Origin of the sequence: Streptomyces sp. Root1310 (assembly GCF_001426425.1) — a bacterium.
In the GTDB taxonomy this organism is placed as follows: domain Bacteria; phylum Actinomycetota; class Actinomycetes; order Streptomycetales; family Streptomycetaceae; genus Streptomyces.
Window position 1 is genome coordinate 501966 of the sequence record NZ_LMEQ01000030.1, and the last position, 21408, is coordinate 523373.

A 21408-nucleotide genomic window follows, 5' to 3' on the forward strand; every position below is an offset into this window, starting at 1 on the left:
CATCGCACACCGCCCCGGCATGCTGCCGATCAGCGCACCAGCAGGTCGATCACGCCCGTCAGGTCCTCCTCGGCGCCGCCCTCGCCCAGGCGGCGCCGCATCAGGTCGAAGTAGGGGCTCAGCAGTTCCGGGCTGACGCCCTGCTGCTCGGCGGTGCTCAGCAGGGTCGGCGTCCCGGCCACCTGCATGGCGAGAGGGGAGGTGACGTCTGTGGTGTACTCGCCGCTGCGCAGCTGGTCGGCGGTCCGGTGAACCGCCGGAGCCATCGCGACGAGCCAGTCGGCGAGCAGCGGGGCGAGCGACACCGGGTCGATGTCCTCCTCGCGGATCAGGGCGAAGGCGTGCGCGGACCCGGCGAACATCCCGTACATGGCGCTGAGCAGGGCCACGTCGTGCAGGGCCGCGAAGCCCGCGTCCTCGCCGACGTACTTCGTGCCGGCCGGGACTGCCAGGGTCTCCCGGTGCCGCTCGAACAGTTCTCGCGAGCCGCTGTAGAAGACGTAGCCTCCGGCTTCCCGGACACCGATCATCGGTGGGACGGCCATGATCCCGCCGTCCAGGTATCGGGCGCCGCGCTCTCGGGCCCACTCGGCACGGGCCCGGGCCTGGGCAGGGGTGCTGGTGGTCAGGTTGACCAGGTCCCTGCCTGCCGGGTCGGCGTCGGCCAACACCTCGCCTACCGAGGCGTCGTCCAGCAGACAGACGACGACCAGGGCGCTCGCCGCGACCGCCCCGGCGGCGCTGTCCGCGACCCGCGCCCCCTCGGCGGCGAGTGCCGCGGAGCGGTGCGGGTCGCGGTTCCAGACGGTGAGCGGGTGACCGGCGGCGAGCCAGGTACGGGCAAGCGCGGTGCCCATCGCGCCGAGGCCCAGCAGCGTGACGGCGCTCTTCTCAACAGTGTGCTGTGTCATGCCGATCAGGCTGGTCGCAGGCCCTGGCGTGATCAAGTACGTACTTGGGAGTGGGTGGTTACCCTGGGGTGAGCGAGCACGTCGGAGGGGTGGGGGCATGACGACGCTGAACCGGCCGGGCGCACCGGACGGACACGCCTGCGGGATCGACACCGCGATGGAGGTGATCGGCGGCAAGTGGAAGGTGTTGCTCCTCTGGGCGCTCCACGAGCACCCCTGCCGGCGCTTCGGCGAACTGCGCCGCTTGCTGCCGGGGATCACCGAGAAGGTGCTGGCCTCCCACCTGCGCGAGATGGAAGCGGACGGTGTCGTGCACCGCGTCTCCTACGACGAGGTGCCGCCCCGCGTCGAGTACTCGCTGACCGAGGACGGCACGCGCCTCAACGACGCACTCCGGCCGCTGGCGGCCTGGGGACGGGAGCGGCCGAGCGTCCGGCGGTCGGGATGAGCGTCCGGTGTCGTGCGCGCGAGTACGGGGCACCTCCCGCGGGCATCGCCTGATCTTCGGCGAGGCGCCGCGGCAGTCGTCGTCGGGCCGGCGGACGGGCATGCCGGCGGAAGTGCTGGGACCCCGCAACACGGGCCCGCCCTCGGCGTGGTGGCCGGGGCGGGCCGCTCCCGTGCCGGGCGGTCCGGCGCCGTCGGGACTCAGGCGGAGTGGCGGTGGTGGATCGGTCTGTCCGAACCGGTCAACGGCAGGCCCGTCCCGCCCCTGCGCGCCGCGACGATCTCCGCCGTGATGGACAGGGCGGTCTCCTCCGGCGTACGCCCCCCGAGGTCCAGGCCGATCGGAGACCTCAGCCGCGCCAATTCGTGCTCCTGGAGGCCGATCTCGCGCAGCCGCCGGTCCCGGTCGGCATGGGTGCGGTGGGAACCCATCGCACCCACGAACGACACCGGCAGCCGCAGCGCGACCTCCAGCAGCGGGACGTCGAACTTGGCGTCGTGGGTGAGCACGCACACCACGGTGCGCCCGTCCGTCCGGGTGCCCCGCAGATAGCGGTGCGGCCAGTCCACGACGACCTCGTCGGCCTCGGGGAACCGCTCCGGCGTGGTGAAGACGGGCCGGGCGTCGCACACGGTGACGTGATAGCCGAGGAACTTGCCGGCCCGGACCAGTGCCGCCGCGAAGTCGACGGCACCGAACACGATCATCCGGGGCGGCGGCACGCTCGTCTCGACGAGCAGGGTGAGCCCGCCGGGGCAGTGGGATCCGTCCTGCGACAGCTCGACCGTGGCGGTTCGGCCCGTGTCGAGCGCGGCCAGGGCCTGTGCCGTGGCGGTGCGGTCGAGTTCCTCGTGTCCGCCGAGCCCGCCCTCGCGGGAACCGTCGGCGTGGACGAGCAACGCGGCGCCGAGCAGTTCCCCGGGACCGCGGACGACCCTGACGAGGGCGACGGGCTCGCCCCGTGCCGACGTGTCCAGGGCGGAACGCAGCAGTGCGCCGACCGGACCGTCCGCCAGGACCGGGGTGACCAGGACGTCGAGGACCCCGCCGCACGTGAGTCCCACGGCGAAGGCGTCCTCGTCGCTGTAGCCGAAGCGTTCGAGAACGCTGTCGCCGGTCTCCAGCGCCCGGGCGCACAGGTCGTAGACCGACGCCTCCACACAGCCGCCGGACACCGACCCGATGACGGTTCCCTCCCCGTCGACGGCGAGCGCGGCGCCCGGACCGCGTGGGGCGCTGCCGCCGACGGACACGACGGTCGCGACAGCGGCCTTGCGGCCCTCGGCCAGCCAGTCGCCCAGCTGCGGCGCGAGGTCAAGCATCGCGGCCGCCCGTCAGGACCCGGTCGGGGCGGATGGGCAGGCTGCGGTGGCGTACGCCGGTCGCGTGCCACACGGCGTTGGCGACGGCGGCGGCCGCGCCGACGATACCGATCTCACCGATGCCCTTGATGCCGACCGGGTCGTCGGGGTCCTCGTCCGCCACCCAGTGCGCCTCGACCCGCGAGACGTCGGCGTGCGTCGCCACGTGGTAGCCCGCGAGATCCGCTCCGACGGGACCGCCGGAGGCCGCGTCGCGCGCGGCTTCCTCGTGGAGGGCCATGGAGATTCCCCAGATCATGCCGCCGGTGAACTGGCCACGCGCGGTGAGGGGGTTGACGATGCGCCCCGCCGCGAACACGCCGAGCATGTGCCGGACCCGGACCTCGCCCGTCGCGGTGTCGACGGCGACCTCGGCGAACTGAGCACCGAACGAGTGCCGTTCCTTCTGCGCGAGGGCGGCGATCGCCGCGCTGGTGTCGGAGCGCACGGTGATGCCCTCCGCCGGGATCGCCGCGCCCGGCACCAGTTGGTCGCGCAGTTCGGCGGCGGCGGCCATGACGGCCCACGACCAGGACCGGGTGCCCATGGAACCCCCCGCGATCATCGCGAACCCGAACGCGCTGTCGCCGAGACGCACTTGGACGCGATCCGGCGGGACGTCCAGTGCGTCCGCGGCGACCAGGGTGAGGGCTGTCCGCGCGCCGGTACCGATGTCCGCCGCCGCGATCCGTACGGTGAACCGGCCGTCCGCCTCGGCGGTGATCGAGGCCGTGGACGGGGCGGCGCCGGCGCCGAAGGAAGCCGCCGCGGTGCCCGTGCCGAGCAGCCAGCGCCCCTCGCGCCGCACCCCGGGCCGCGGGTCGCGCCGGTCCCAGCCGAAGCGGCGGGCGCCCTCCTCGAAGCAGGCGCGCAGATTGCGGCCGGCGAAGGGGAGCCCGGAGACCGGCCCCCGGGCCGGTTCGTTGCGCAGCCGGAGCTCGATCGGGTCGATGCCGCACTCGTGGGCGAGTTCGTCGAGCGCGGCCTCCAGCGCGAAGGACCCCGGGGCCTCGCCCGGGGCACGCATCCAGGTGGGGCTCGGGACGTCGAGCGGTACGACCCGGTTCTCCGTGCGGTGCGCGTCGGCGTCGTACATCACCCGGGCCACGCCCGCGCTCGGCTCCACGAACTCGTGCACGGTGGAGGTGCGGCTGAGCGAGCGGTGATCGAGGGCGCGCAGCCGCCCGTCGGCGTCGGCCCCGAGCCTGACCCGCTGGATCGTGGGGCTGCGGTGGCCGGCCAGCGTGAACATCTGACGCCGGGTCAGGACGACCCGCACCGGACGTCCGATCATCCTGGACGCCATCACGGCGGCGACCTGGTGGGCGCGCACGCCCTTGCTTCCGAAGCCGCCGCCGACATGCTCCGAGCGCACCCGCACCGACGCGGGATCGAGTGAGAAGAGGTTCGCGAGTTCCCCGACGACCCAGGTGGCACCCTGGTTGGAGTCCACCAGCTCGAGCCGGTCGGCCTCCCAGCGGGCGGTGGCCGCGTGGGGCTCCATGGGGTGGTGGTGTTCTTCCGGAGTGGTGTAGGTGGCGTCCACGACGACGGCGGACGCGGCCAGTTCGGCCTGCAGGTCCCCCTTGTCCGTCACGGCGGGCATATGGCCGTCGGACGGGTGGGCGTCGGGGTGGCCGTCGGTGAACCCGACGTCGTGCGGCACCTGTTCGTAGCGGACGACGAGGGCCTCGGCGGCCTCCCGTGCCTGCTCGGACGTCTCGGCGACCACCAGCGCCACCGGCCAGCCGAGGTGGGGAATCCGGTCGCTCTGGAAGACCGCGCACGTAGGGTCGGGCACCGTGCCCAGCAGTCCGACGTAGTCCGTCTTCAGCGGCGTGGCGTTGCGATGGTCCAGGACGGCGAGGACGCCCGGCATCGCGAGGACGGCGTCCGTCCCGACCTCCCGGATCCGGCCACGGGCCACCGTGGACAACACCAGCCAGCCGTAAGCGAGTTCGGCGAAGGGAACCTCGCCCGCGTACCGGGCCGCGCCGGTGACCTTGTCCCGCCCCTCCACCCGGACGTGACCGGTGCCCACGGCGCGGACGGCGGCGAGGGGCGCCTCGGTCGTCGTCATCGGGCGGCCTCCTCGGCGAGTTCGCCGAGCACGGCCACGGTGAGGTTGCGCATCAGGGTCACCTTGAATCCGTTGTGCGAAAGGGGCCGGGCCGCCGCCAGTTCGGCGTCCGCGGCGGCCGCGAACGACTCGGCGTCGGCGGGGGCCCCGGTCAGGATCCGCTCGGCGGCACGGGCCCGCCAGGGCCGGGAGGCCACCGCGCCGAACGCCAGACGCACCTCGCGCACGACACCGTCCCGGACGTCGAGCGCTGCGGCGACCGAGCCGACGGCGAACGCGTACGACGCGCGCTCGCGCACCTTCCGGTAGCGGGAACGGGCGGCGACCGGAGCCGGCGGCAGGGTGACGCCGGTGATCAGCGCGCCCGGTGGCAGGGCCGTCTCGCGGTGCGGCGTGTCGGCGACCGGGAGATAGAACCAGCCGAGCGGCAGCTCGCCCGCTCCCTGGGCGGTCTCGTAGTGCACCATGCCGTCGAGGGCGGCCAGCGCGACGGCCATGTCCGACGGGTGCACGGCCACGCAGTGCGCGGACGCGCCGAGAACGGCGTGATTGCGGTTCTCGCCCCTGACGGCCGGACAGCCACTGCCGGGAGCCCGCTTGTTGCAGGGTCCGGTGGCGTCGGCGAAGTACGCGCAGCGGGTGCGCTGGAGCAGATTGCCGCCGACGGTGGCCATGTTGCGCAGCTGGCCGGAGGCACCGGCGAGCACCGCCTGCGCCAGCACGGGGTAGCGGGTGCGGACCAGGGGATGGGCGGCGAGGTCGCTGTTGGTGACGGTCGCGCCGATGCGCAGCCCGCCGGCCGGGGTCGGCTCGACACGGTCCAGCGGCAGGTCACGTACGTCGACCAGTCGTCCCGGACGTTCGACACCGGTCTTCATCAGGTCGACCAGGTTGGTGCCGCCGGCGAGGTAGCGCGCGTCCGGATCGGAGTCGAGCAGCGCGACGGCGCCCGCCACGTCGGAGGCCTTGCGATAGGCGAACTCCCTCATGCGGCAGGCTCCTTCGATTCCGGTCCGGTGTCGGTGCGCGCCCCGGCCCCGGATTCCGCGGCCCTGGTGACGGCCTCGACGATCGAGGGGTAGGCGGCGCAGCGGCACAGGTTGCCGCTCATACGCTCACGGATCTCCTCCGAGGTCAGGAGTGGTGGTCCGGCCGCGGGCCGTACGTCCGCCGTGGCGGCGCTCGGCCATCCGGCGGCGTGCTCCGCGAGCACACCGATCGCCGAACAGATCTGTCCCGGCGTGCAGTAGCCGCACTGGTAACCGTCGAGGTCGAGGAAGGCCTGCTGCACCGGGTGCAGCAGGTCGCCGTCCGCCACGCCCTCGATGGTGGTGACCTCACGCCCCTCGGCCGCGACCGCGAGCTGGAGGCAGGCCACGGTCCTGCGGCCGTCGACCAGAACTGTGCAGGCTCCGCACTGCCCCTGGTCGCAGCCCTTCTTGGTACCGGTGAGGTCGAGTCGCTCGCGGAGTGCGTCGAGCAGGGTGGTGCGGTGGTCGACGGGCAGCGTGTGCCGCGCGCCGTTGATGTGCAGGGTGATGACGCTGGACGTCGGTAAGGCCATGAGAGCTTCTTTCACGCTTGCGGAACCTGAGGCGGCGGCCGCCGGTGCCTGGCGGCCGCCGAGGTGCGTAGTTCGTGGGGGGCGAGGGAGCGAGAGGGGCGCACGGGACGGCGCTGACGGTGGCCGTGGACTCCCGCGCCCACCCGGCCGGGGCTATGGTGAACCCAACCGGACAATCGTCCGCTACCGGCAAACGTAACGGACACTTGTCCGCTTAGCAAGGGCGGGGTTTCGGCCACGCACCCCCGAGGAGAGTCGAGTGCAGCACAAGAAGGACGCGCCCCTGCGCTCGGACGCACAACGCAACCGTGAGCGCATTCTCGAGGTGGCCCTGGCCGAGCTGACGCAGTGCCCCGACGCCCCGCTGAGCGCGATCGCCAAGAAGGCGGGCGTCGGACAGGGCACCTTCTACCGCAACTTCCCCCACCGCGAGGCCCTCGTCCTGGAGATCTACCGCCACGAGATGCGCCAGGTCGCCGACAGCGCGGCCCAGCTGCTCGAACAGCTGCCGCCGGAGCAGGCCCTGCGCGCCTGGATGGACCGACTGGCCGAGTTCGCCATGACCAAGGCCGGCCTCGCCGACGCGATCCGCCTCGCCACCAGCACGCCGGGCGGCCCCGAGAAACCGGCACACACCCCCGTCACCGACGCGGCCGAGCTCCTCCTGCGCGCCAACGACGCGGTGGGCGCCATCCGGCCGGGCATGACCCCCGACGACCTGGTCCTCGCCATCGGCGGCCTGTGGCAGCTGACCCCCGCGGACGACTGGCGTCCGCGCGCCGCCCGGCTCCTCGACCTCGTCATGGACGGGCTGCGCGCCGGGGCCCCAGGGGCCCCCGGAACCGGCGGCCCGGCTCACCCGTCGTGACCCGGGCGCCGGGCGGTCACCGGTCCGTCCGGTCGAGTTCGGCACGAAGTGCCGCCCGTCCCGCGGAACCGGACAGTCTCGACAGTCTCCCGATTCCGCCGGACCGGGCCTCCTGCCGGGGCTCCTTCCGGGCCTCCTTCCGGGCCGCACGGTAGGGGAGCCCGGCACGGTACGGCGATGCGTCCGGCGGCAGTCGAGCCACCCCGGGCAGCGGCCACGGGAGCTCCGTCCCGGGGCGGTCACCAACTGGCCTCCTTCGGGACGCCGGTGAGCGAAAGGACCGTCCGGCAGGTGGTCCTGCGCCCTGACCCGCCGTTCTGACCAGGCAAGATGAGGAATTTAGGTGATGTTGCGGAGAGCCGGGGAAGAAGATGCGACAGCCGATAGGAGGTTGTCGTGGAGGGTGGAGATCTGGAACTGGGCGAATTGCTGGCCGCCGCGGAGGCGGCGCCGCCCGGGGAATCCGTCGATGTCGTGGCGCACGATCTGCAGAAGCGGTTCGGCGCGGAGCGTGTGTCCTTCCTGTTCGTCGACCTCATCGGTCAGCGACTGGTACGGCTCGTCGCGGCAGACGGTGAGGCCGCGGACGATGCCGAACCGATAGACCTGCAAGGCAGCGTGTACGACGACGTTCTGCGGAGCCAGCGTCAGCATGTGGAACCGGACGGCCAGGGCGGACGGCGCGTCATCACGCCGGTCACCAACCGCGGCGACTGCATCGGCGTCCTGGAGGTCACCCTCCAGTCCGCCGACGACACGGTGCTGCGCCAGGTGCGCGAGGCGGCGCACGCGCTGGCCTACATCATCGTCACGGACCGCCGCTTCACGGATCTCTACCACCTGGGCCGGCGCACCACCGAGACCAGCCTGGCCGCCGAGATCCAGCACCAGTTGCTGCCCTCGGCGCCCTGCTGCGAGGCGGACGAGTTCACCCTCGCGGCAGGGCTGGTCCCGGCCGACGACATCGGTGGCGACACCTACGACTACACCCTGGACCGCGACACCCTGCACCTGTCCATCACCGACGCCATGGGCCACGACACGAACTCGGCCCTGCTGGCCACCCTGCTGGTCGGCGCACTGCGCCGGGCCCGCCGCAGCGGCTGCGACGCCCTCAAGCAGGCCCGCCACGCCCACCAGGCCCTGCTCAGCCACGGCCGTGGCCTGGCCACCGGGCAGCTGCTGTGCGTCGACCTCGAATCAGGCCTGTGCGAACTGGTCAACGCGGGCCACCCCCGGCCGCTGCGGCTGCGCGACGGCGTCGTCGAAGAGGTCAGGCTGTCCGTCAACCTGCCCTTCGGAGTGGAGGCGCCCACCGCCTACCGCGTACAGGAACTGCAACTGCGGCCCGGAGACCGGCTGGTCCTGCTCACCGACGGTATGCAGGACCGCGATGCCGCGGCCGTAGACCTGCCTTCGGTCATCCACGACACCCGCGCGCTGCACCCGCGTGAAGCCGTCCGAAGCCTGACGGCCGCGGTGCTCGACGCCTGCCGCGGGAACCTCAACGACGACGCCACGGTCCTGATACTGGACTGGCACGGCGCGCGCCGCCGACGGGACGAGTCCAGACCCGCCCCGCGGCGATGAGCCGCGGCGACCCGATCGAGGTGACCGGTACCGCGCACGACGGCTTCCCTCGTCGGCAAGGCCCCGGGACACGAGCTGCCTGGACTTGAAGCCGAGGCGCCGTGGTCACAGCCTGGACGGGCGGTGCACGCCCGGCGGCGGCCGCGGGTCCCGGTCAGCCGGCCGGCCGCCCGATGCCCGCTGGCACTGCGGGTGCTGGTGAGCGCGGGGGTCACGGTCGGGCGGGTGTCCTCATGGCGAGCAGGGCGACGTCGTCGTCGTTGGCGGCCGGGCGGACCCGGCGCAGCAACTGGTCGGTGAAGGAGTCCAGAGGGCGGTGGGCGAGCGCGGCGGCGTGCCGGCGCAGTCGGTGCAGGCCCTCGTCGAGAGTGTGGCCGGGCTCTTCGATCAGGCCGTCGGTGTACAGCAGGAGGGTCGACCCCGGCGGCAGCAGGGCGCTGCCGTCGGTGCGGTGCCCGCCGGATCCGGTGCCCAGGAGTATCCCGTGGCCGCCGGTGAGGTATTCGGCCAGGCCGTCATGGCTGATCAGCAGCGGCGGAGGATGTCCGGCGTTGCTCCAGGACAGTCTCCACCGGCCTTCGTCGGCCTCTTCGACCCGGGCGAGGATCATGGTGGCCATCGTGACGTCGGTGATGTGCATGACCGCCTCGTCGAGGCGTTCGACGATCCTGCTGGGGGGCTCTGGCAAGGCCCAGGCGTAGGCGCGGAGCATGTTGCGGACCTGTGCCATGCCGGCCGCGGCCTCCAGGTCGTGTCCGACGACGTCGCCGACGGCCAGCGCGGTGGCGCCGTCGGACAGCGAGAAGGCGTCGTACCAGTCGCCGCCCACCTGCGAGGCGTCGGGCGCGGGCAGATAGCGGACCGCCATCTGCAGCCCGGACACGCGCGGCATCTGCGGCAGCAGATGGTTCTGCATGGTCTCGGCGACCTTGCGCTGGCGCTGGTAGAGGCGCGCGTTGTCCAGAGCCAGGCCGGCGCGGCGGGCGATGTCCTCGATCAGGGGCAGATCGGCGGCCTTGAAGTCCCCCGGCTGCCTGGCCCGGCCCAGGGTCAGGGCGCCGAGGACGGCGCGGGTGCTGCGGATGGGCGCGATGGCCGCGGAGTGCACTCCGGTGGCGTCGAACAGGCGGCGCTGTTCGACCGCGATCCCGGAATCCGGCGGCCCCTGGTAGGTCTGCGGACCTGCCAGCGTCGAAGCGACTCCGCGCAGGGCCCTGGACAAGGGCATCGGGGATTCCTCGGGAACCGGCGGCATCGGGCCCTGGAGTTCCTCGTGCGGCACCAGGGCATCACCGTCCGCCTCGACGACGACAGTGCGCCACACCTCGTCACGTTCGGTGATCAGATCGATGATGACCCAGTCCGCCAGCCTGGGCACCACCAGGGTCGCCAGCCGCCGCAGCGCCTCGTCGACATCCAGGGTGGAGGTCAGCCGGGTGGTGGTCGCGGCGAGAAGCGCGAGCCGTTCGAGTTCCGGCAGCAGGGTGCCCGCCGACTCCGGCCGCGGGTCGGTCTCGCGCGGTTGCCGGCTGTGGAAGAGGACGAGCGTGCCGGGTTCACACTCACCGAGATCGAACGGGGTGATCAGCCACGAGATGGACCGCACGGTGCCGTCTCCGTGCGCGAAGTAGTCCTCCTCGGCCTGGGCGGTGCGCCCGGCGTGGAAAGCCTGCCGCATACGGCACTGGGTCCTCGGCAAGGGCTGGCCGTGGGCGTCCCGGTGCAGCAGATCGTGTGCGTCATGGCCGACGAGGTCCGCGGCGGGCCGGTCCAGGAACCGTTCGGCGCGGGAGTTGACGGCGACGATGCGGCCCTGCTCGTCGACGACGTAAGCCCCGGTCCCGATGGATTCCAGCACGTCGGCGACCGCGGCGGCAGGCGCCGACAGGAGCCGTCTCGCGTGGCTCTGCGTGTGCTCCGGTCCTACCATGCCGCGTTCTCCTCAGCCGACGGGCAGCACGTCCGTTCGACGTATCCGCTTGTTCCGACTGCCCAGGTACCGATGAATCCCACCCTCCGGGTGCGGGCCGGCATAGGTGCACAATGAGGGGGTATTCGCGCGGCGGTGCCGGTTGGATCCAGCCGGCGGGGTGATCGGGCTTCGATGCCGGGAGGGGCAGGTCATGGAACTCATCAGGGCGACGGCCACGGACACGCAGGCGCGCGCATTGCCGGAGGTCGGCGATCCTTCCCGCGTCGCGCCTCGGGACGCCCGAGAGCTGTCCAGGCTGTTCTTCGACCGGCTCGCGGGGCTGGAGGAAGGCACGCCTGAACATCAGTATGCGCGCAATACGCTGATCGAGATGAACATGTCCCTGGTCCGCTTCGCGGCCGGCCGGTTCCGCAGCCGGGGGCCGGAGGAGATGGAGGACATCGTCCAGGTCGGCATGATCGGCCTGATCAAGGCGATCGACCGCTTCGACCTCTCCCGGGAGGCGGAGTTCACCTCCTTCGCCATCCCCTACATCGTGGGCGAGATCAAGCGCTTCTTCCGCGACACCACCTGGGCCGTGCACGTGCCTCGCCGGCTCCAGGAGGCCCGTGTCCAGCTCGCGCGCGCCACGGAGGAACTGCGCAGCCGTCTGGGCCGCACCCCGACGGTGAAGGAGCTGTCGGAGCTGATGAGCCTTCCCGAGGAAGAGGTGTGCGAGGCCCGCCTCGCCGCGAACGGCTACAACTCCTCCTCCCTGGACGCCGCCATCAACGGCAGCGAGGACGGCGAAGCGGCGCTGCAGGACTTCATCGGCGCCGAGGACCAGGCTCTGGAGCTGGTGGAGGACTTCCACGTCCTGGCCCCGCTGCTCGCCGAGCTCGGCGAGCGGGACCGGCAGATCATCCACATGCGGTTCGTGGAGGAACTGACCCAGGCCCAGATCGGGGAGCACCTGGGCGTCTCGCAGATGCATGTCTCCCGACTGCTGTCGCGCACCCTGGCCCGGCTGCGCGAAGGCATGCTCACCACGCACTGAGGGGGCGCCGCGAGCGAGGCGGGCACACCGCCCGCCTCGGCCTGCGACGGCGCACCCGGGCATGCTCGCCTGCCGTGCCTGCCGTGCCTGCCTCGGCGGCTCGGCCGGGGGACCCCTTGATCACCCGGAGAGGCTCCGGCCCGCGGGCTTCCGCAGGCGGAGGTGGGCGACGATCTGCTTCCCGGTTTCCAGGGCGATCGTGTGCAGCTGATCGCACATCCGGGTGACCAGATACAAACCGTGCCCGCCGACGCGGCGGGCGTCGTGCGCACGCAGTTCGGGTGGGTGCGGGGAGCTGTCACTCACGGTGATGCGCAGCAAGGCGGCATCGGGCGTGACCTCCAGCGCCAGATCGCCCGGACCGGGCGCGTGGCGCAGCGCATTGGCGACGAGCTCGCTGACGACGAGCTGGGCGTCCTGGCTCGGCCGGTGGTCGGGGTGATGGCCGGCATCGGCCAGCAGGGTGCGTACGGCTGCGCGGGCCTCGGCGATCGATACGTCTTCAGTGTCCCAGGCGGCGCTGTATCGCAGGGGCGCCGCGGGTTCCTGTTCATCCGATGCCCGGTTCTCAAGCGCGGTGACCATAGAACTCTTTCCGTGGGTCGTTCCTCGTCGTTCGTCACAGGTTGTCGTTGTCGTACAAATCCGCGTACCCGCTGTTGCCTCGCTCATGGGGCATTCCTGCTATCGGCGACTGGCGCGGGGCACGGAACCGGCGCCCGTGAAGCGCCCGAGCGGCCCGCGAAGGGGACGAAAATCAGGTGGCGCCGCTCGAAAAACCGGTGGAGCAGCGCCGCTGTGCGCCGTTACCGTGCTGCCTGACCAAGTCGTCTGGGCTAGGACGTGCCGTTGTACACCGTGTGAGACCTCCCGAGTGCTGATTCGTCGCGCGTCGCGCATGTGCGCCGCGCTGCTTTTTGCTGCGGACTTCTCACTGAAACCGGTGTACTTCTGTGCTCGATATCTGGGTGGTCATGCCCACCTGCCTGCCGATCGTCCTCCGCCGTTGTCACGCGTGCGCGTCCGATCGTTTCCGGGCGAACGGCAAGTTTCGCGTCAACGCGAACCACAAGCTCCTCGACGCCTGGCTCCTCGTGCTCTGTACCGCGTGCGGGGACACGGCGAAGCTCACGGTCCTGGAGCGGATGAACGTGCGCTCCGTACGTCCTGAGCTGCTGGACCGACTGCACGACAACGACCCCGCCCTGGCGGCCGAGTTGCTCCAGGACCCGGTCGTGCGGCGCCGTAATCGCATCGCCCTCGACTGGGACAACGCCTGGCGCCTCGACACCGGCGGACCCGATCACCTGGACCGCGAGGTGATCGACGTCTCGGTCCGGTTCGCGGCGCGGATACCCGTCCGGCCGATGCGACTGATCGCTGAAGGCTGCGGCCTGTCCCGGGCCGAGGTCGAGAGACTGAACACGGAGGGGAGACTCGTTTCGGCGGTCCGGCTGAGCGGCAAGCTCTCCGGCGACTTCACCTTCACGCTCAAGCGCTGATCCCTCTTCGGGACCGGGGGCCCGTCCGGCATGCCCCGCCGGACAGGCCCCCGGCTCTGCCGGTCGCGAGCGCCCGCGGGACCGCCGTGGCGGGGCCGCCCGCCGCCGGCCTCAAACCTGTGCGTGGCCGTATCGCCCCCTGACCGAGGTCAGGTCGGGTTCACCGAACCGGGCCCGCAACAGGCCGAAGGCGTGGACCTTGGCCACGCCGAATTTCTCCACGCGCGCGGCATAGGTGTCGGCGCTGAGGAACGTAGGGGGAGTGGTCTTGCTGTGGAACTTGTCCGCGTACATCACCAGTTGCTCTTCGACTGTCTCGGCCAGGTAGTCGGCCTCGGGTATGCCGAGCCCCTGATCGCGGACGTCGTGCCGGGTGAGACCAACTCCCGTGTGGCAGGAACAGAAGCGGCACAGGCGCTCCGGGAATCCCTCCTGGTCGAGGATCTCGTGGCCGAGGACGCCATGGCGGATGTAGTTGCGGTGATCGATCCGCCCGGCCTGGTCGTACAGCCGGTAGACGCCGATGTCGTGGAGCAGGGCGCCGGCACGGACGAGATCGGTGTCGACAGGGAGGTCTGTCTGCGCCACAAGCTGTTCGGCGATGCCGCAGACGATCTCACAGTGGGTGAAGACGAGGTCCAGGGCCTCGGCCGATGGCGCGTACCGCTCGTGCAGCGCCCGTATCTCGTTGACCGTCGGAAGGATCACTTCGGCAGCGTACCGAACCGCACGTGAGGGAACTGCCGCTGAGGGAGCCCGGATTGGTCGTCGTCGCTGTGGTCGACGCCATCGACGACGTGGCCGCCGACCGCGCGACGGCGCCCGCCCGGTACCGGGGGAGCGCATGTCATTCCCCGAAGGGATAAGGCGGGCACTGCCGACTTGACGGGTGCGCACCGCAGTGCGCGTCCAGGCCTCGCCACGCCAGAACCAGCGCGGCAACGGCCGCGCCGAGTAAGCACAAGTAGAGGAACCACCACCGCAGGGCCGCCCGAGGCGGCCCCTGCAGTGTCGACAGGCCGACGCCCCCCGTGAGCAGCACGACCCAGCCGAGCACCAACACCAGCAGAATCAGCACGCGGCCTCCCGAGCGGTCGTCCGGCGGGCGGACAAGTCAACAGGGACGGACGAGCGACCGGTAGTGCCCGGTACAACCCAGACAACCCGACTGGTTGTGAGGCCAGTTGAGGCCCACCCGGCGCGAGTCCGTCAGTCCGTCAGGGGGTGAAGACCTCGTCGAGTTGGTCGATGGCCCCGCTGCCGTCGAGGTGGTAGGTGAAGACCAGCCCGGAGTTCGGGTGTGTCTCCAGCCAGTCGAGGAACTCCTGTACGCCGATGGGCTGGTTCTCGGTGCTCTCGACGATGGGGTTGGTCACGGTGACGTGGGCGGCCTGATCCATCGGGATGTAGGTCTCCTTGCCGACGGTCTCGAACGGTGCGCCGTCCGAGTCGGGCGAGCCGCATCCCCAGTTGCCGTACTTGACGATCAAGCTCAGAGATCCGCCTTCCGGCGTGTAGCGGTAGACCGCGATCTCGTCGGGGGAGATGGGCATCTTGTGATCGCAGTCGTCGGCATCGCCGTCCGCGCCCGTCGACCCCGTCGCCGTGGGGGCCGCAGGCTTGGAGGCAACGGGAACGACGCTGGGGGACTTGACCCCGCTGCCTGCGCCCGTGGAGGCCGCCGTGCCGGGCTTCTTGTCCGTCGTGGTGGCGGGCGCCCCCGTCTTGGCACCGGTGCCGATCGCCGTCGTCCCGCTCGGTTTCGCGTCACTGGCGGCGCCCGTCGTGTCGCCGTCCCCGGAGCAGCCTGTGAGGCCCAGCGCGCTCACGGCGCACAGGCCCAGCACGACCGCTCGGACGGCGCCCGGTCTGCGACGGCTCTTCCTCGGCGAGTGGTTCATGGTGCGTCCCCCATCTTGCTTGTCGAGATCTCCGTGAGCCTCGGCGGCTCGGGAAGAAGGGACGACTATCAGCCGTCGGCAGTTGCGCCCTGGCCAATTTGTTATGTCGTTTCCTACGGCCGATGCCCTGAGGTGATGGAACCGACCGCACGGGGACCTGCCGCACGGGGGACCGGTCCCTGTCCGGCTGGGAGGCGGCGGACAGGTCGGCCGACGCAACCTTCCGCGTCCGCATCCGCATCCGCAGCCATGTCAGGTGGTCGGGTTCCGCTACCCGATTGAGGTGCGGTGGCGCGTTTCAGGGCGCGCCGCAGCTAGTGGCTCCGCCGGGGCAGGTGACGTCGTCGTTGGACGTCAAGCCCGCGATCCCCAATACCACGACGATGATGGCCAGGATGATCAACGGTATGTTGTCCGCAGCCCAACTGCCCTGCTCGCGCGGAGGTTTCGGAGCGCTGGGCGGTGGGCTGGCATGGTCGCGTGCGGGCTCGGCACCGGACTCGTCGTGTCCCGCTGTGGCCATCGTGTCACCCACCGTCGTTGTCCCTCACATGATGACACGGCATCAGACCTCACCCGTCAAGCCCCGTGCCATCCGGGCACTCCTCGATTTCGAGTTGTGCCGGTACGCGTGTCGACCGGTGCACGTTGATCGTTACGATCATGGCCCTCGCTTCGCTGACCAGGGGGCCCGTGACGACGAAAGGCCCCAGGCGCAACCATGGCTCACCGTTCGCATGACCATGCTCCGGCTCGGTCCGGCGAATCCTGCTACCGCACCACCACGGACGACCTCGACCTGCTGATCCGTGAAGTCCTCCATGCCGCCGACACCGAACACTCCGTCGCCGGAACCGGAGGCCATCCTGTCCGCACGGTCCGGGGTGCGTAACCGGGCTGGTCGCCGACCGGCGGACACGCTCCGGACGCCGGTGGACAGGTCAGACGACCTCGACGGTGCCCGGTACTCGGCTGCGTCCTTGCCGAAAGCACCCGAAGGCCCGGCTCGGTAGCATGCAACGCATGGCCATCAGACTTGAGAACGTCGGCATCGCCGTTCGCGACCTCGAGGCAACGATCTCATTCTTCACCGACCTCGGCCTCACGGTCGTCGGCCGGGACACGGTCAGTGGTGAGTGGACCGACACCGCCGTCGGCCTCGATGGCAATCACGCCAACATCGCGATGCTGCAGACGCCGGACGGTCACGGTCGCCTCGAACTCTTCGAGTACATCCACCCCGAAGCGATCGAGTCGGAGCCCACCCGTCCCAACGAGATCGGCATGCATCGCGTCGCCTTCTCGGTCGACGACATCGACAAAGCCCTTGAGGCAGCCGCAAAGCACGGATGCCTTCCGCTTCGCGGTGTGGCGACCTATGAGGACGTCTACAAGCTCACGTACCTCCGCGGTCCCAGCGGCATTCTGGTGATGCTCGCCGAGGAGCTGAAGAAGAACTGACGGCTGCACGGTCGGCGACGGGGACCGGGCCCCAAGGCGCCGGACAGGGACGCCCTGTCGGAGGCCGCTGTGGCTGAACCGGCCCGAGGAGTCATGCCGGCGTCCAGGCGCGGAGGAGGGCCTCCCGCGCTCGCGGCTTCGGTGTCGCCTCCTGGCCGTGCTCACGGCCCCAGCAGTGAGGGCTCGGTGCCTCCATGTGGGTTACAGCGTTTCTGGCCTATCGGGAACCGCCACGGATTTCCCGGTTCCCGTGCTCCCGGAGGGTGGGGTGGCAGCAAACATCGACTTCTGGATCTTTTAAGCGGTCAATCAGCATATAGCGCTGTTTAGGTGTCCTAGTCGCACCGCATGTACCGGATGCAAGGTGCAACGGGCGACGTGAAAGGGGCACGGACATGGCCGACTGGAAGCAGATCTCCGGTGGTCTGACGACTATCTCGGTGGGGTCGMGGACCCAYGTGTGGGGSGTSAACTCGYYGGGGCAGRTCTACCGGTACACSGGSCACGACGCGAACCCGTGGGTCGGTATCCCGGGGCGTGCGGTGGACATCGGTGTGGCCGCGGACGGGACGGTGTGGCACGTCAACTCGGCCGGTGGGATCTTCCGTTACACCGGGGACCAGGGCTCCACCGACTGGGTCCCGGTCTCGGGAGGGCTGTCGCGTATCTCCGTCGGCTCCCGGACCAACGTCTGGGGCGTCAACTCCTCGGATCAGATCTACCGCTACACCGGCCACGACGCCAACCCCTGGACCGGCATTCCCGGCGCCGCGGTCGACGTCGGTGCCGCCGCCGACGGCACCGTCTGGGTCGTCAACTCGGCCGGCGGCATCTACCGCTACACGGGAGACCAGCCGAGCTGACCCGGTGAGCCAGGACGTGCGGGTCCCGGTCGACCGTGACCAGGACCCGCACACCGATCCGCACACAGAGCGGCTTACCGACTCGCACACCGATCGGCTTGACCGACCCGCACACCGCTCGCCCGGCTCGAGGGCACGGGCGAGCCACCTCGCATGACGCGTCCGGCAGATGTTAGAGCTGGAGCAGGCGTCGGGTGATCTCCCGGTACTGCCTCAGCGCGTGCCGGAGCTCGTCGGACGGGGTGGCGCAGTCCTGGTTCTCCCAGCCGGCCCGCAGGGTACGCCGCCGTTCCGCGAGGGCGTCGACGAGTTGGGCGGCGGCTTCGTCGTAGGCCGCCTCCGCCTCCTCCAGTGCCTCGCGCGGAGCGTCGGTGAAGGTGTTGAGGGCGTGCCCGAGTCGCCCGGCGATCTTGTCCCGATCGTCCAACGGGAGCAGCGGCTCCGGGCCCGGGGCGCGGCGCTCGGCGGGGCGCGAGGCTTGTCCCGCGGGCTGCTGGGCGCGTGATTGGTCGTACATCATCAGGTGCCGCTTCCGTTCCGCCCGAAGGCGCTCTTGGTCTTCTCAACGTCTTCTCGACGGCCTGCTTCAGAGGTCCGGCGACCAGGTCGATACTGCCCGGCTGCGGCTGCGGCTGCGGCTGCGGTCGAAGTCGCTGTTCGGGGTGACCTGGCCCAGGCCTTCGACGGTCCTGTCCTTCATCGTCTGCGCCGTGTCTCCGATGGGCCGGGCAATGGTCATGGCCGCCTGGCCGCTGTCCGGTAGGCGGTTCCCGCGAGGTCCGGGTGGGTGGGCGGGCGAAACGCATCTCCTGTGCTTCGTGGCGGCCTGACCCTGTGCCGTGCTGCCAGTCAACGTCCGGCGCGGGCGGGTGTCAACGCGGTGACCCTGCGATCCGGACCGCAGCGCACGACCTCGGCCGTGCTCTTCGTACCGAAGGCCGGGACTCCTTGCGCGGTCGTTCGGTTGCGGCGCCTCACTCGGTACGCCAGGACTCCAGGCGCTGCGCGATGGTGCGCAGATCGGCTTCCTGCGCGCGGACGGCGCGAGCGAGCTCGAACAGCTCGTCGTCCTTGGCCTGAAGGGGCTGACCGGAGACGTGCATGTACTGGCTGGTGCAGGCCCAGCCGATCACCAGGTTGTAGTCCGTGAAGGGGCGCAGCAGCAGCGCGGTGTGCAGGAAGGTCGCGGCCCGGGAGCCGATCTCCTCGTAGTAGAGGACGCCCCGCTCGCGCTCGAACTTGTGCCGGTCGGCCATGATCGCAAGAGTGCCCCAGTCCGCGATGGGCACGTTGAGCGGAGAGATCGCCGACTGGATCTGCAGGACCCAGCCGACGTCGACACGGATGATCGGGCTCACCGCTGTCCCTCAGGGAAGCGGGCAGCGATGCCGGGCAGGATCCGGGCGGCTTCGGCGACAGCGCCTTCGACGAAGGAGATCCGGTCGGCTTCCTCCACCGTCACATCGTGTACGTGCTGCTTCAGGCTCCGGCCCGTCAGAGCGGCCCGCTCGCGCAGCCGTGCCATCTCTTCTTCGCTGAATTCCACATTGAGTGCAGGCATGGATTCAAGGTACCGCCATTGGTACCGCGCACGGTACCCGCGTGGAGTGAGCAGGTCAGGGTCGTACCGTCGGCGCAGACGCCCCCCGGAAGGTGGTCACCGGGGTGGCTGAGGCGGCAACCGCCTTGTAACCGCTGCCGACCGGCGAAGGTCACACCGACCCGGCAGCACCTCGCACTGAGTACGCCTACTCATGCCTGCCCGCGGCGGGGCGGCGACGATGGGCCTGCGGTGCGGAACGTGCGCAATGTGCGGAACGCAGGAACGGGAGGCGGGGCATGGGCAGGTTCCTGGGGGCGGTGGCAGCCGTCGTCGCGGCGGCTGCGGCGTTGGTCTTCGCATACGTGGCAGGTGCGCCTCCCGCGGTGGTGTTCGCCGTCGGGGCGGGTGTGCTGAGCCTGCTGTGGCTGACGCTCCTTCTCACGCTGCCCTGGAACCTCTACTTCCGTGCGCACGCGGTGCTCGCCGAGATCGCGGTGAGCCGTGAGAAGGGCATGGAGGTCTCCCAGGCCCGGGACGCCGAGGCCGCGCGGATCGCCCGCACGATGCTGCGGACGGCGGTCGCGGGTCATGTCCTGACGGTGGCGGTCGTCCTCTCCGTGACCTGGGCGACGGGCGAGTTCACGGGCTACTGGTTCGCGGCGTTCTTCCTGCTGAGCACCTTCTTCCGGCCGGCCGGCGCGTATTTCGGCCAGCTCCGGCGGCGTCTGGGCACGCTCCTGAAGGACGTCACGTACCCGCGGGACGACGTCGTCGAGGTGCGGGCCCGGGTGGACCGCGCCGAGGCCGGGACGCGGGCCCTGGAGGAGAAGGCGGAGGAACAGTACAAGGCCCTCGCCGAACTGCGCCGCACGGTGGACGCGCTGTCCATGAGCACGTACGAGCGGGCCGAGGAGGTGGACCGCAGAATCGTCGCGCTGGGGCGGGAGTTCGAGTCCACGGTGAACCGGCTCACCGACAATCAGGACATCATCGCGGGCGTGAAGGCGTTCCTGCGCCTGCTGCGCACCACGGACGTAGCCGACGGCGCCCCGACCTCCGGGTGACAGGGGGCCGCCGGTTCGAGGCGCGGCAGCGCCGCCCGGCACAGGCGAGGATTCCGCACGGCACGTGACAAGGCTGTCCGTCGGTCGCCCAGCGAGGCCCGTCCTCCAGCAGGAGGCCAGGAGGCCAGGAGGCCCGGGAGGCAGGGAGGCCGGGAGACCAGGGGGGGTAGGGCGCCCGAGGGGCCGGGTGGCGGGCCGTGCTCGGGCATCACGTGCCCGCACGGCCGCCGAGGCGGGCACGTCGGGCCGTCGGCGCGGCGCCCCACCGCTTGAGAACGCCTGCGGGCTGGCTGACAGTGGGATGCATGAGCCGCCACCGAAGTCCACCACGCAGGGCGCCGTGGATCGTGGGTGGGGCAGCCGTCCTGGTGGCGGGTGGCCTGGGGATCTGGGGGCTGACGGCGTCGGACGGCGGATCCCCTCGACCGACGCCCTCGGCTTCGAGCGCCCTGACCCTGCCCACGTTCGACCAGCAGCCGTCCCTGACGGCCGAGCCGGAAACCTCCAGCACGGCCCGCCCCAAGCCCACGGAGACCCGGACCGCCCCCTCCACGGCGACGGCGGGGAACCCCACGCGCCCCAGCGGCCATGGGACAGCCGACCACACCCGTTCCCCCTCGCAGCCTTCGGCCGTGCCGACGAGGACATCGGCGCCGGAACGGTCCGAGAAGCCCGCACGGTCACCACGGCCGTCGCACACTTCGACGACACGTCCGCGACCAACGACAACGACGATGGCGGCGCCGACGCCCACACCGACCGTGTCCGTGCCATCCGTGCCATCGGCACCGTCCACGCCCACCCCGTCCGCACCGTCGTCGGTGCCGACCGTGTCCGCGCCGCCTTCGACCCCGGTACCCGCGCCGTCACCGACGGCCGAGAGCAGCCCGGGTGCGGCGACGGTCTGGTACACGTCATCCGTGGCCCAGGCCGCTGCTCAGCGCATGGCCGCCTCAGGGACGGTGGGTGACCCGGCGTGCTCCATGTCGGCCCTGGGCGAACCCGACCCGACGCTGGTGCCGCTGGTCGGCCGCATCGGTATCGGTACGTATGGCCACTACTGGTGCCTGATCTGGTAGCGCTCGCTTCGCTCTCCGAGCACTCCCCGCGGCGGCAGGGCGGCAGGGCGGCAGGGCGGCAGGGCGGCAGCGAGGCTGGACGGCTGGGTCGGCCGGGCCGGACCGTCCGACGAGGCTCTGGCCGGGCAGTGAGGTCGGCCGGATGGGATCGGGCCGGGAACAGCCCCCAGGACGCTCTCCTCCAGTCCCGGACGTTTACCGCGG

Annotated in this window: 23 protein-coding genes; 9 read left to right on the forward strand and 14 right to left on the reverse strand. The window is 71.1% G+C overall.

Features of this window, described 5'->3' with window-relative positions; translation table 11 throughout:
* Positions 1–29 precede the first annotated feature (29 nt).
* Positions 30–911 carry an NAD(P)-binding domain-containing protein gene (locus ASD48_RS29460; RefSeq protein WP_057604779.1) on the reverse strand — a complete coding sequence of 294 codons (882 nt, stop codon included), beginning with the start codon at positions 909–911 and terminating at the stop codon, positions 30–32.
* 97 nt (positions 912–1008) lie between these two features.
* Here ASD48_RS29460 and ASD48_RS29465 point away from each other — a divergent pair, with 97 nt between their 5' ends.
* The gene (locus ASD48_RS29465) at positions 1009–1359 is read left to right on the forward strand and encodes a helix-turn-helix domain-containing protein (protein ID WP_057604780.1); all 351 of its coding nucleotides are present in this window, start codon (positions 1009–1011) and stop codon (positions 1357–1359) included.
* Between the two features lie 200 nt (positions 1360–1559).
* Here ASD48_RS29465 and ASD48_RS29470 read toward each other — a convergent pair whose 3' ends face one another.
* From ASD48_RS29470 to ASD48_RS29485, 4 genes are read right to left on the reverse strand one after another with little or no spacing between them, the layout of a single operon-like run.
* Complete coding sequence (locus tag ASD48_RS29470) at positions 1560–2681, reverse strand: XdhC/CoxI family protein (protein ID WP_057604781.1); 1122 nt, start codon at positions 2679–2681, stop codon at positions 1560–1562.
* A complete protein-coding gene (locus tag ASD48_RS29475; protein WP_057604782.1) occupies positions 2674–4800 on the reverse strand; it encodes a xanthine dehydrogenase family protein molybdopterin-binding subunit in 2127 nt (708 codons plus the stop codon). The genes ASD48_RS29470 and ASD48_RS29475 overlap by 8 nt, the downstream gene beginning before the upstream one ends.
* Entirely contained in the window at positions 4797–5789 is a 993-nt protein-coding gene (locus ASD48_RS29480) for a xanthine dehydrogenase family protein subunit M (RefSeq protein WP_057604783.1), read from the reverse strand. The genes ASD48_RS29475 and ASD48_RS29480 overlap by 4 nt, the downstream gene beginning before the upstream one ends.
* Positions 5786–6364 (reverse strand): 2Fe-2S iron-sulfur cluster-binding protein, encoded by a 579-nt coding sequence (locus ASD48_RS29485; protein ID WP_057604784.1) that lies wholly within the window; start codon positions 6362–6364, stop codon positions 5786–5788. The genes ASD48_RS29480 and ASD48_RS29485 overlap by 4 nt, the downstream gene beginning before the upstream one ends.
* A 259-nt stretch (positions 6365–6623) precedes the next feature.
* Between ASD48_RS29485 and ASD48_RS29490 the strand changes: the two genes are divergently transcribed.
* Together ASD48_RS29490 and ASD48_RS29495 are read left to right on the forward strand one after the other, a co-directional pair.
* Complete coding sequence (locus ASD48_RS29490) at positions 6624–7232, forward strand: TetR/AcrR family transcriptional regulator (protein WP_057604785.1); 609 nt, start codon at positions 6624–6626, stop codon at positions 7230–7232.
* A gap of 396 nt (positions 7233–7628) precedes the next feature.
* The gene (locus ASD48_RS29495; RefSeq protein WP_057604786.1) at positions 7629–8822 is read left to right on the forward strand and encodes a PP2C family protein-serine/threonine phosphatase; all 1194 of its coding nucleotides are present in this window, start codon (positions 7629–7631) and stop codon (positions 8820–8822) included.
* A gap of 211 nt (positions 8823–9033) precedes the next feature.
* Here ASD48_RS29495 and ASD48_RS29500 read toward each other — a convergent pair whose 3' ends face one another.
* Positions 9034–10752 carry a SpoIIE family protein phosphatase gene (locus tag ASD48_RS29500; protein ID WP_057604787.1) on the reverse strand — a complete coding sequence of 573 codons (1719 nt, stop codon included), beginning with the start codon at positions 10750–10752 and terminating at the stop codon, positions 9034–9036.
* A gap of 193 nt (positions 10753–10945) precedes the next feature.
* On the opposite strand from ASD48_RS29500, the gene ASD48_RS29505 reads away from it, so the two are divergent.
* Complete coding sequence (locus ASD48_RS29505) at positions 10946–11791, forward strand: RNA polymerase sigma factor SigF (RefSeq protein WP_057604788.1); 846 nt, start codon at positions 10946–10948, stop codon at positions 11789–11791.
* Positions 11792–11911: 120 nt separating this feature from the next.
* On the opposite strand, the gene ASD48_RS29510 is transcribed toward ASD48_RS29505, so the two are convergent.
* On the reverse strand, positions 11912–12376 hold the full coding sequence (locus ASD48_RS29510) for an ATP-binding protein (protein WP_057604789.1): 465 nt from the start codon (positions 12374–12376) through the stop codon (positions 11912–11914).
* A 368-nt stretch (positions 12377–12744) separates the two neighbouring features.
* Between ASD48_RS29510 and ASD48_RS29515 the strand changes: the two genes are divergently transcribed.
* The gene (locus tag ASD48_RS29515; protein WP_107104426.1) at positions 12745–13293 is read left to right on the forward strand and encodes a DUF1062 domain-containing protein; all 549 of its coding nucleotides are present in this window, start codon (positions 12745–12747) and stop codon (positions 13291–13293) included.
* Positions 13294–13404: 111 nt separating this feature from the next.
* Here ASD48_RS29515 and ASD48_RS29520 read toward each other — a convergent pair whose 3' ends face one another.
* The 3 genes from ASD48_RS29520 to ASD48_RS29530 all read right to left on the reverse strand — a co-directional run bounded on the left by ASD48_RS29520 (position 13405) and on the right by ASD48_RS29530 (position 15194).
* The gene (locus ASD48_RS29520) at positions 13405–14001 is read right to left on the reverse strand and encodes an HD domain-containing protein (protein ID WP_057604790.1); all 597 of its coding nucleotides are present in this window, start codon (positions 13999–14001) and stop codon (positions 13405–13407) included.
* A 139-nt stretch (positions 14002–14140) separates the two neighbouring features.
* Positions 14141–14371, reverse strand: coding sequence for a hypothetical protein (locus tag ASD48_RS29525; RefSeq protein WP_057604791.1), 231 nt, complete (start codon positions 14369–14371; stop codon positions 14141–14143).
* Between the two features lie 139 nt (positions 14372–14510).
* Positions 14511–15194 carry a hypothetical protein gene (locus tag ASD48_RS29530; RefSeq protein ID WP_057604792.1) on the reverse strand — a complete coding sequence of 228 codons (684 nt, stop codon included), beginning with the start codon at positions 15192–15194 and terminating at the stop codon, positions 14511–14513.
* Between the two features lie 1023 nt (positions 15195–16217).
* Here ASD48_RS29530 and ASD48_RS29535 point away from each other — a divergent pair.
* Together ASD48_RS29535 and ASD48_RS29540 are read left to right on the forward strand one after the other, a co-directional pair.
* Entirely contained in the window at positions 16218–16655 is a 438-nt protein-coding gene (locus ASD48_RS29535) for a VOC family protein (RefSeq protein WP_057604793.1), read from the forward strand.
* Positions 16656–17050: 395 nt separating this feature from the next.
* Positions 17051–17518 carry a tectonin domain-containing protein gene (locus ASD48_RS29540; protein WP_057604794.1) on the forward strand — a complete coding sequence of 156 codons (468 nt, stop codon included), beginning with the start codon at positions 17051–17053 and terminating at the stop codon, positions 17516–17518.
* 172 nt (positions 17519–17690) lie between these two features.
* Here ASD48_RS29540 and ASD48_RS29545 read toward each other — a convergent pair whose 3' ends face one another.
* The 3 genes from ASD48_RS29545 to ASD48_RS42590 all read right to left on the reverse strand — a co-directional run bounded on the left by ASD48_RS29545 (position 17691) and on the right by ASD48_RS42590 (position 19079).
* A complete protein-coding gene (locus ASD48_RS29545) occupies positions 17691–18038 on the reverse strand; it encodes a hypothetical protein (protein ID WP_057604795.1) in 348 nt (115 codons plus the stop codon).
* 454 nt (positions 18039–18492) lie between these two features.
* Positions 18493–18876 carry a hypothetical protein gene (locus ASD48_RS29550; RefSeq protein WP_057604796.1) on the reverse strand — a complete coding sequence of 128 codons (384 nt, stop codon included), beginning with the start codon at positions 18874–18876 and terminating at the stop codon, positions 18493–18495.
* Positions 18873–19079 (reverse strand): hypothetical protein, encoded by a 207-nt coding sequence (locus ASD48_RS42590; protein ID WP_078615999.1) that lies wholly within the window; start codon positions 19077–19079, stop codon positions 18873–18875. Before ASD48_RS42590 ends, ASD48_RS29550 begins: the two co-directional genes overlap by 4 nt.
* A gap of 278 nt (positions 19080–19357) precedes the next feature.
* Between ASD48_RS42590 and ASD48_RS29555 the strand changes: the two genes are divergently transcribed.
* Positions 19358–20125 carry a hypothetical protein gene (locus ASD48_RS29555; RefSeq protein WP_057604797.1) on the forward strand — a complete coding sequence of 256 codons (768 nt, stop codon included), beginning with the start codon at positions 19358–19360 and terminating at the stop codon, positions 20123–20125.
* A gap of 208 nt (positions 20126–20333) precedes the next feature.
* Here ASD48_RS29555 and ASD48_RS29560 read toward each other — a convergent pair whose 3' ends face one another.
* Positions 20334–21038, reverse strand: a complete 705-nt coding sequence (locus ASD48_RS29560) for a hypothetical protein (RefSeq protein ID WP_057604798.1) — start codon at positions 21036–21038, stop codon at positions 20334–20336.
* A 7-nt stretch (positions 21039–21045) separates the two neighbouring features.
* On the opposite strand from ASD48_RS29560, the gene ASD48_RS44895 reads away from it, so the two are divergent.
* Complete coding sequence (locus ASD48_RS44895) at positions 21046–21204, forward strand: hypothetical protein (RefSeq protein WP_199876052.1); 159 nt, start codon at positions 21046–21048, stop codon at positions 21202–21204.
* The last annotated feature ends 204 nt before the right edge of the window (positions 21205–21408 follow it).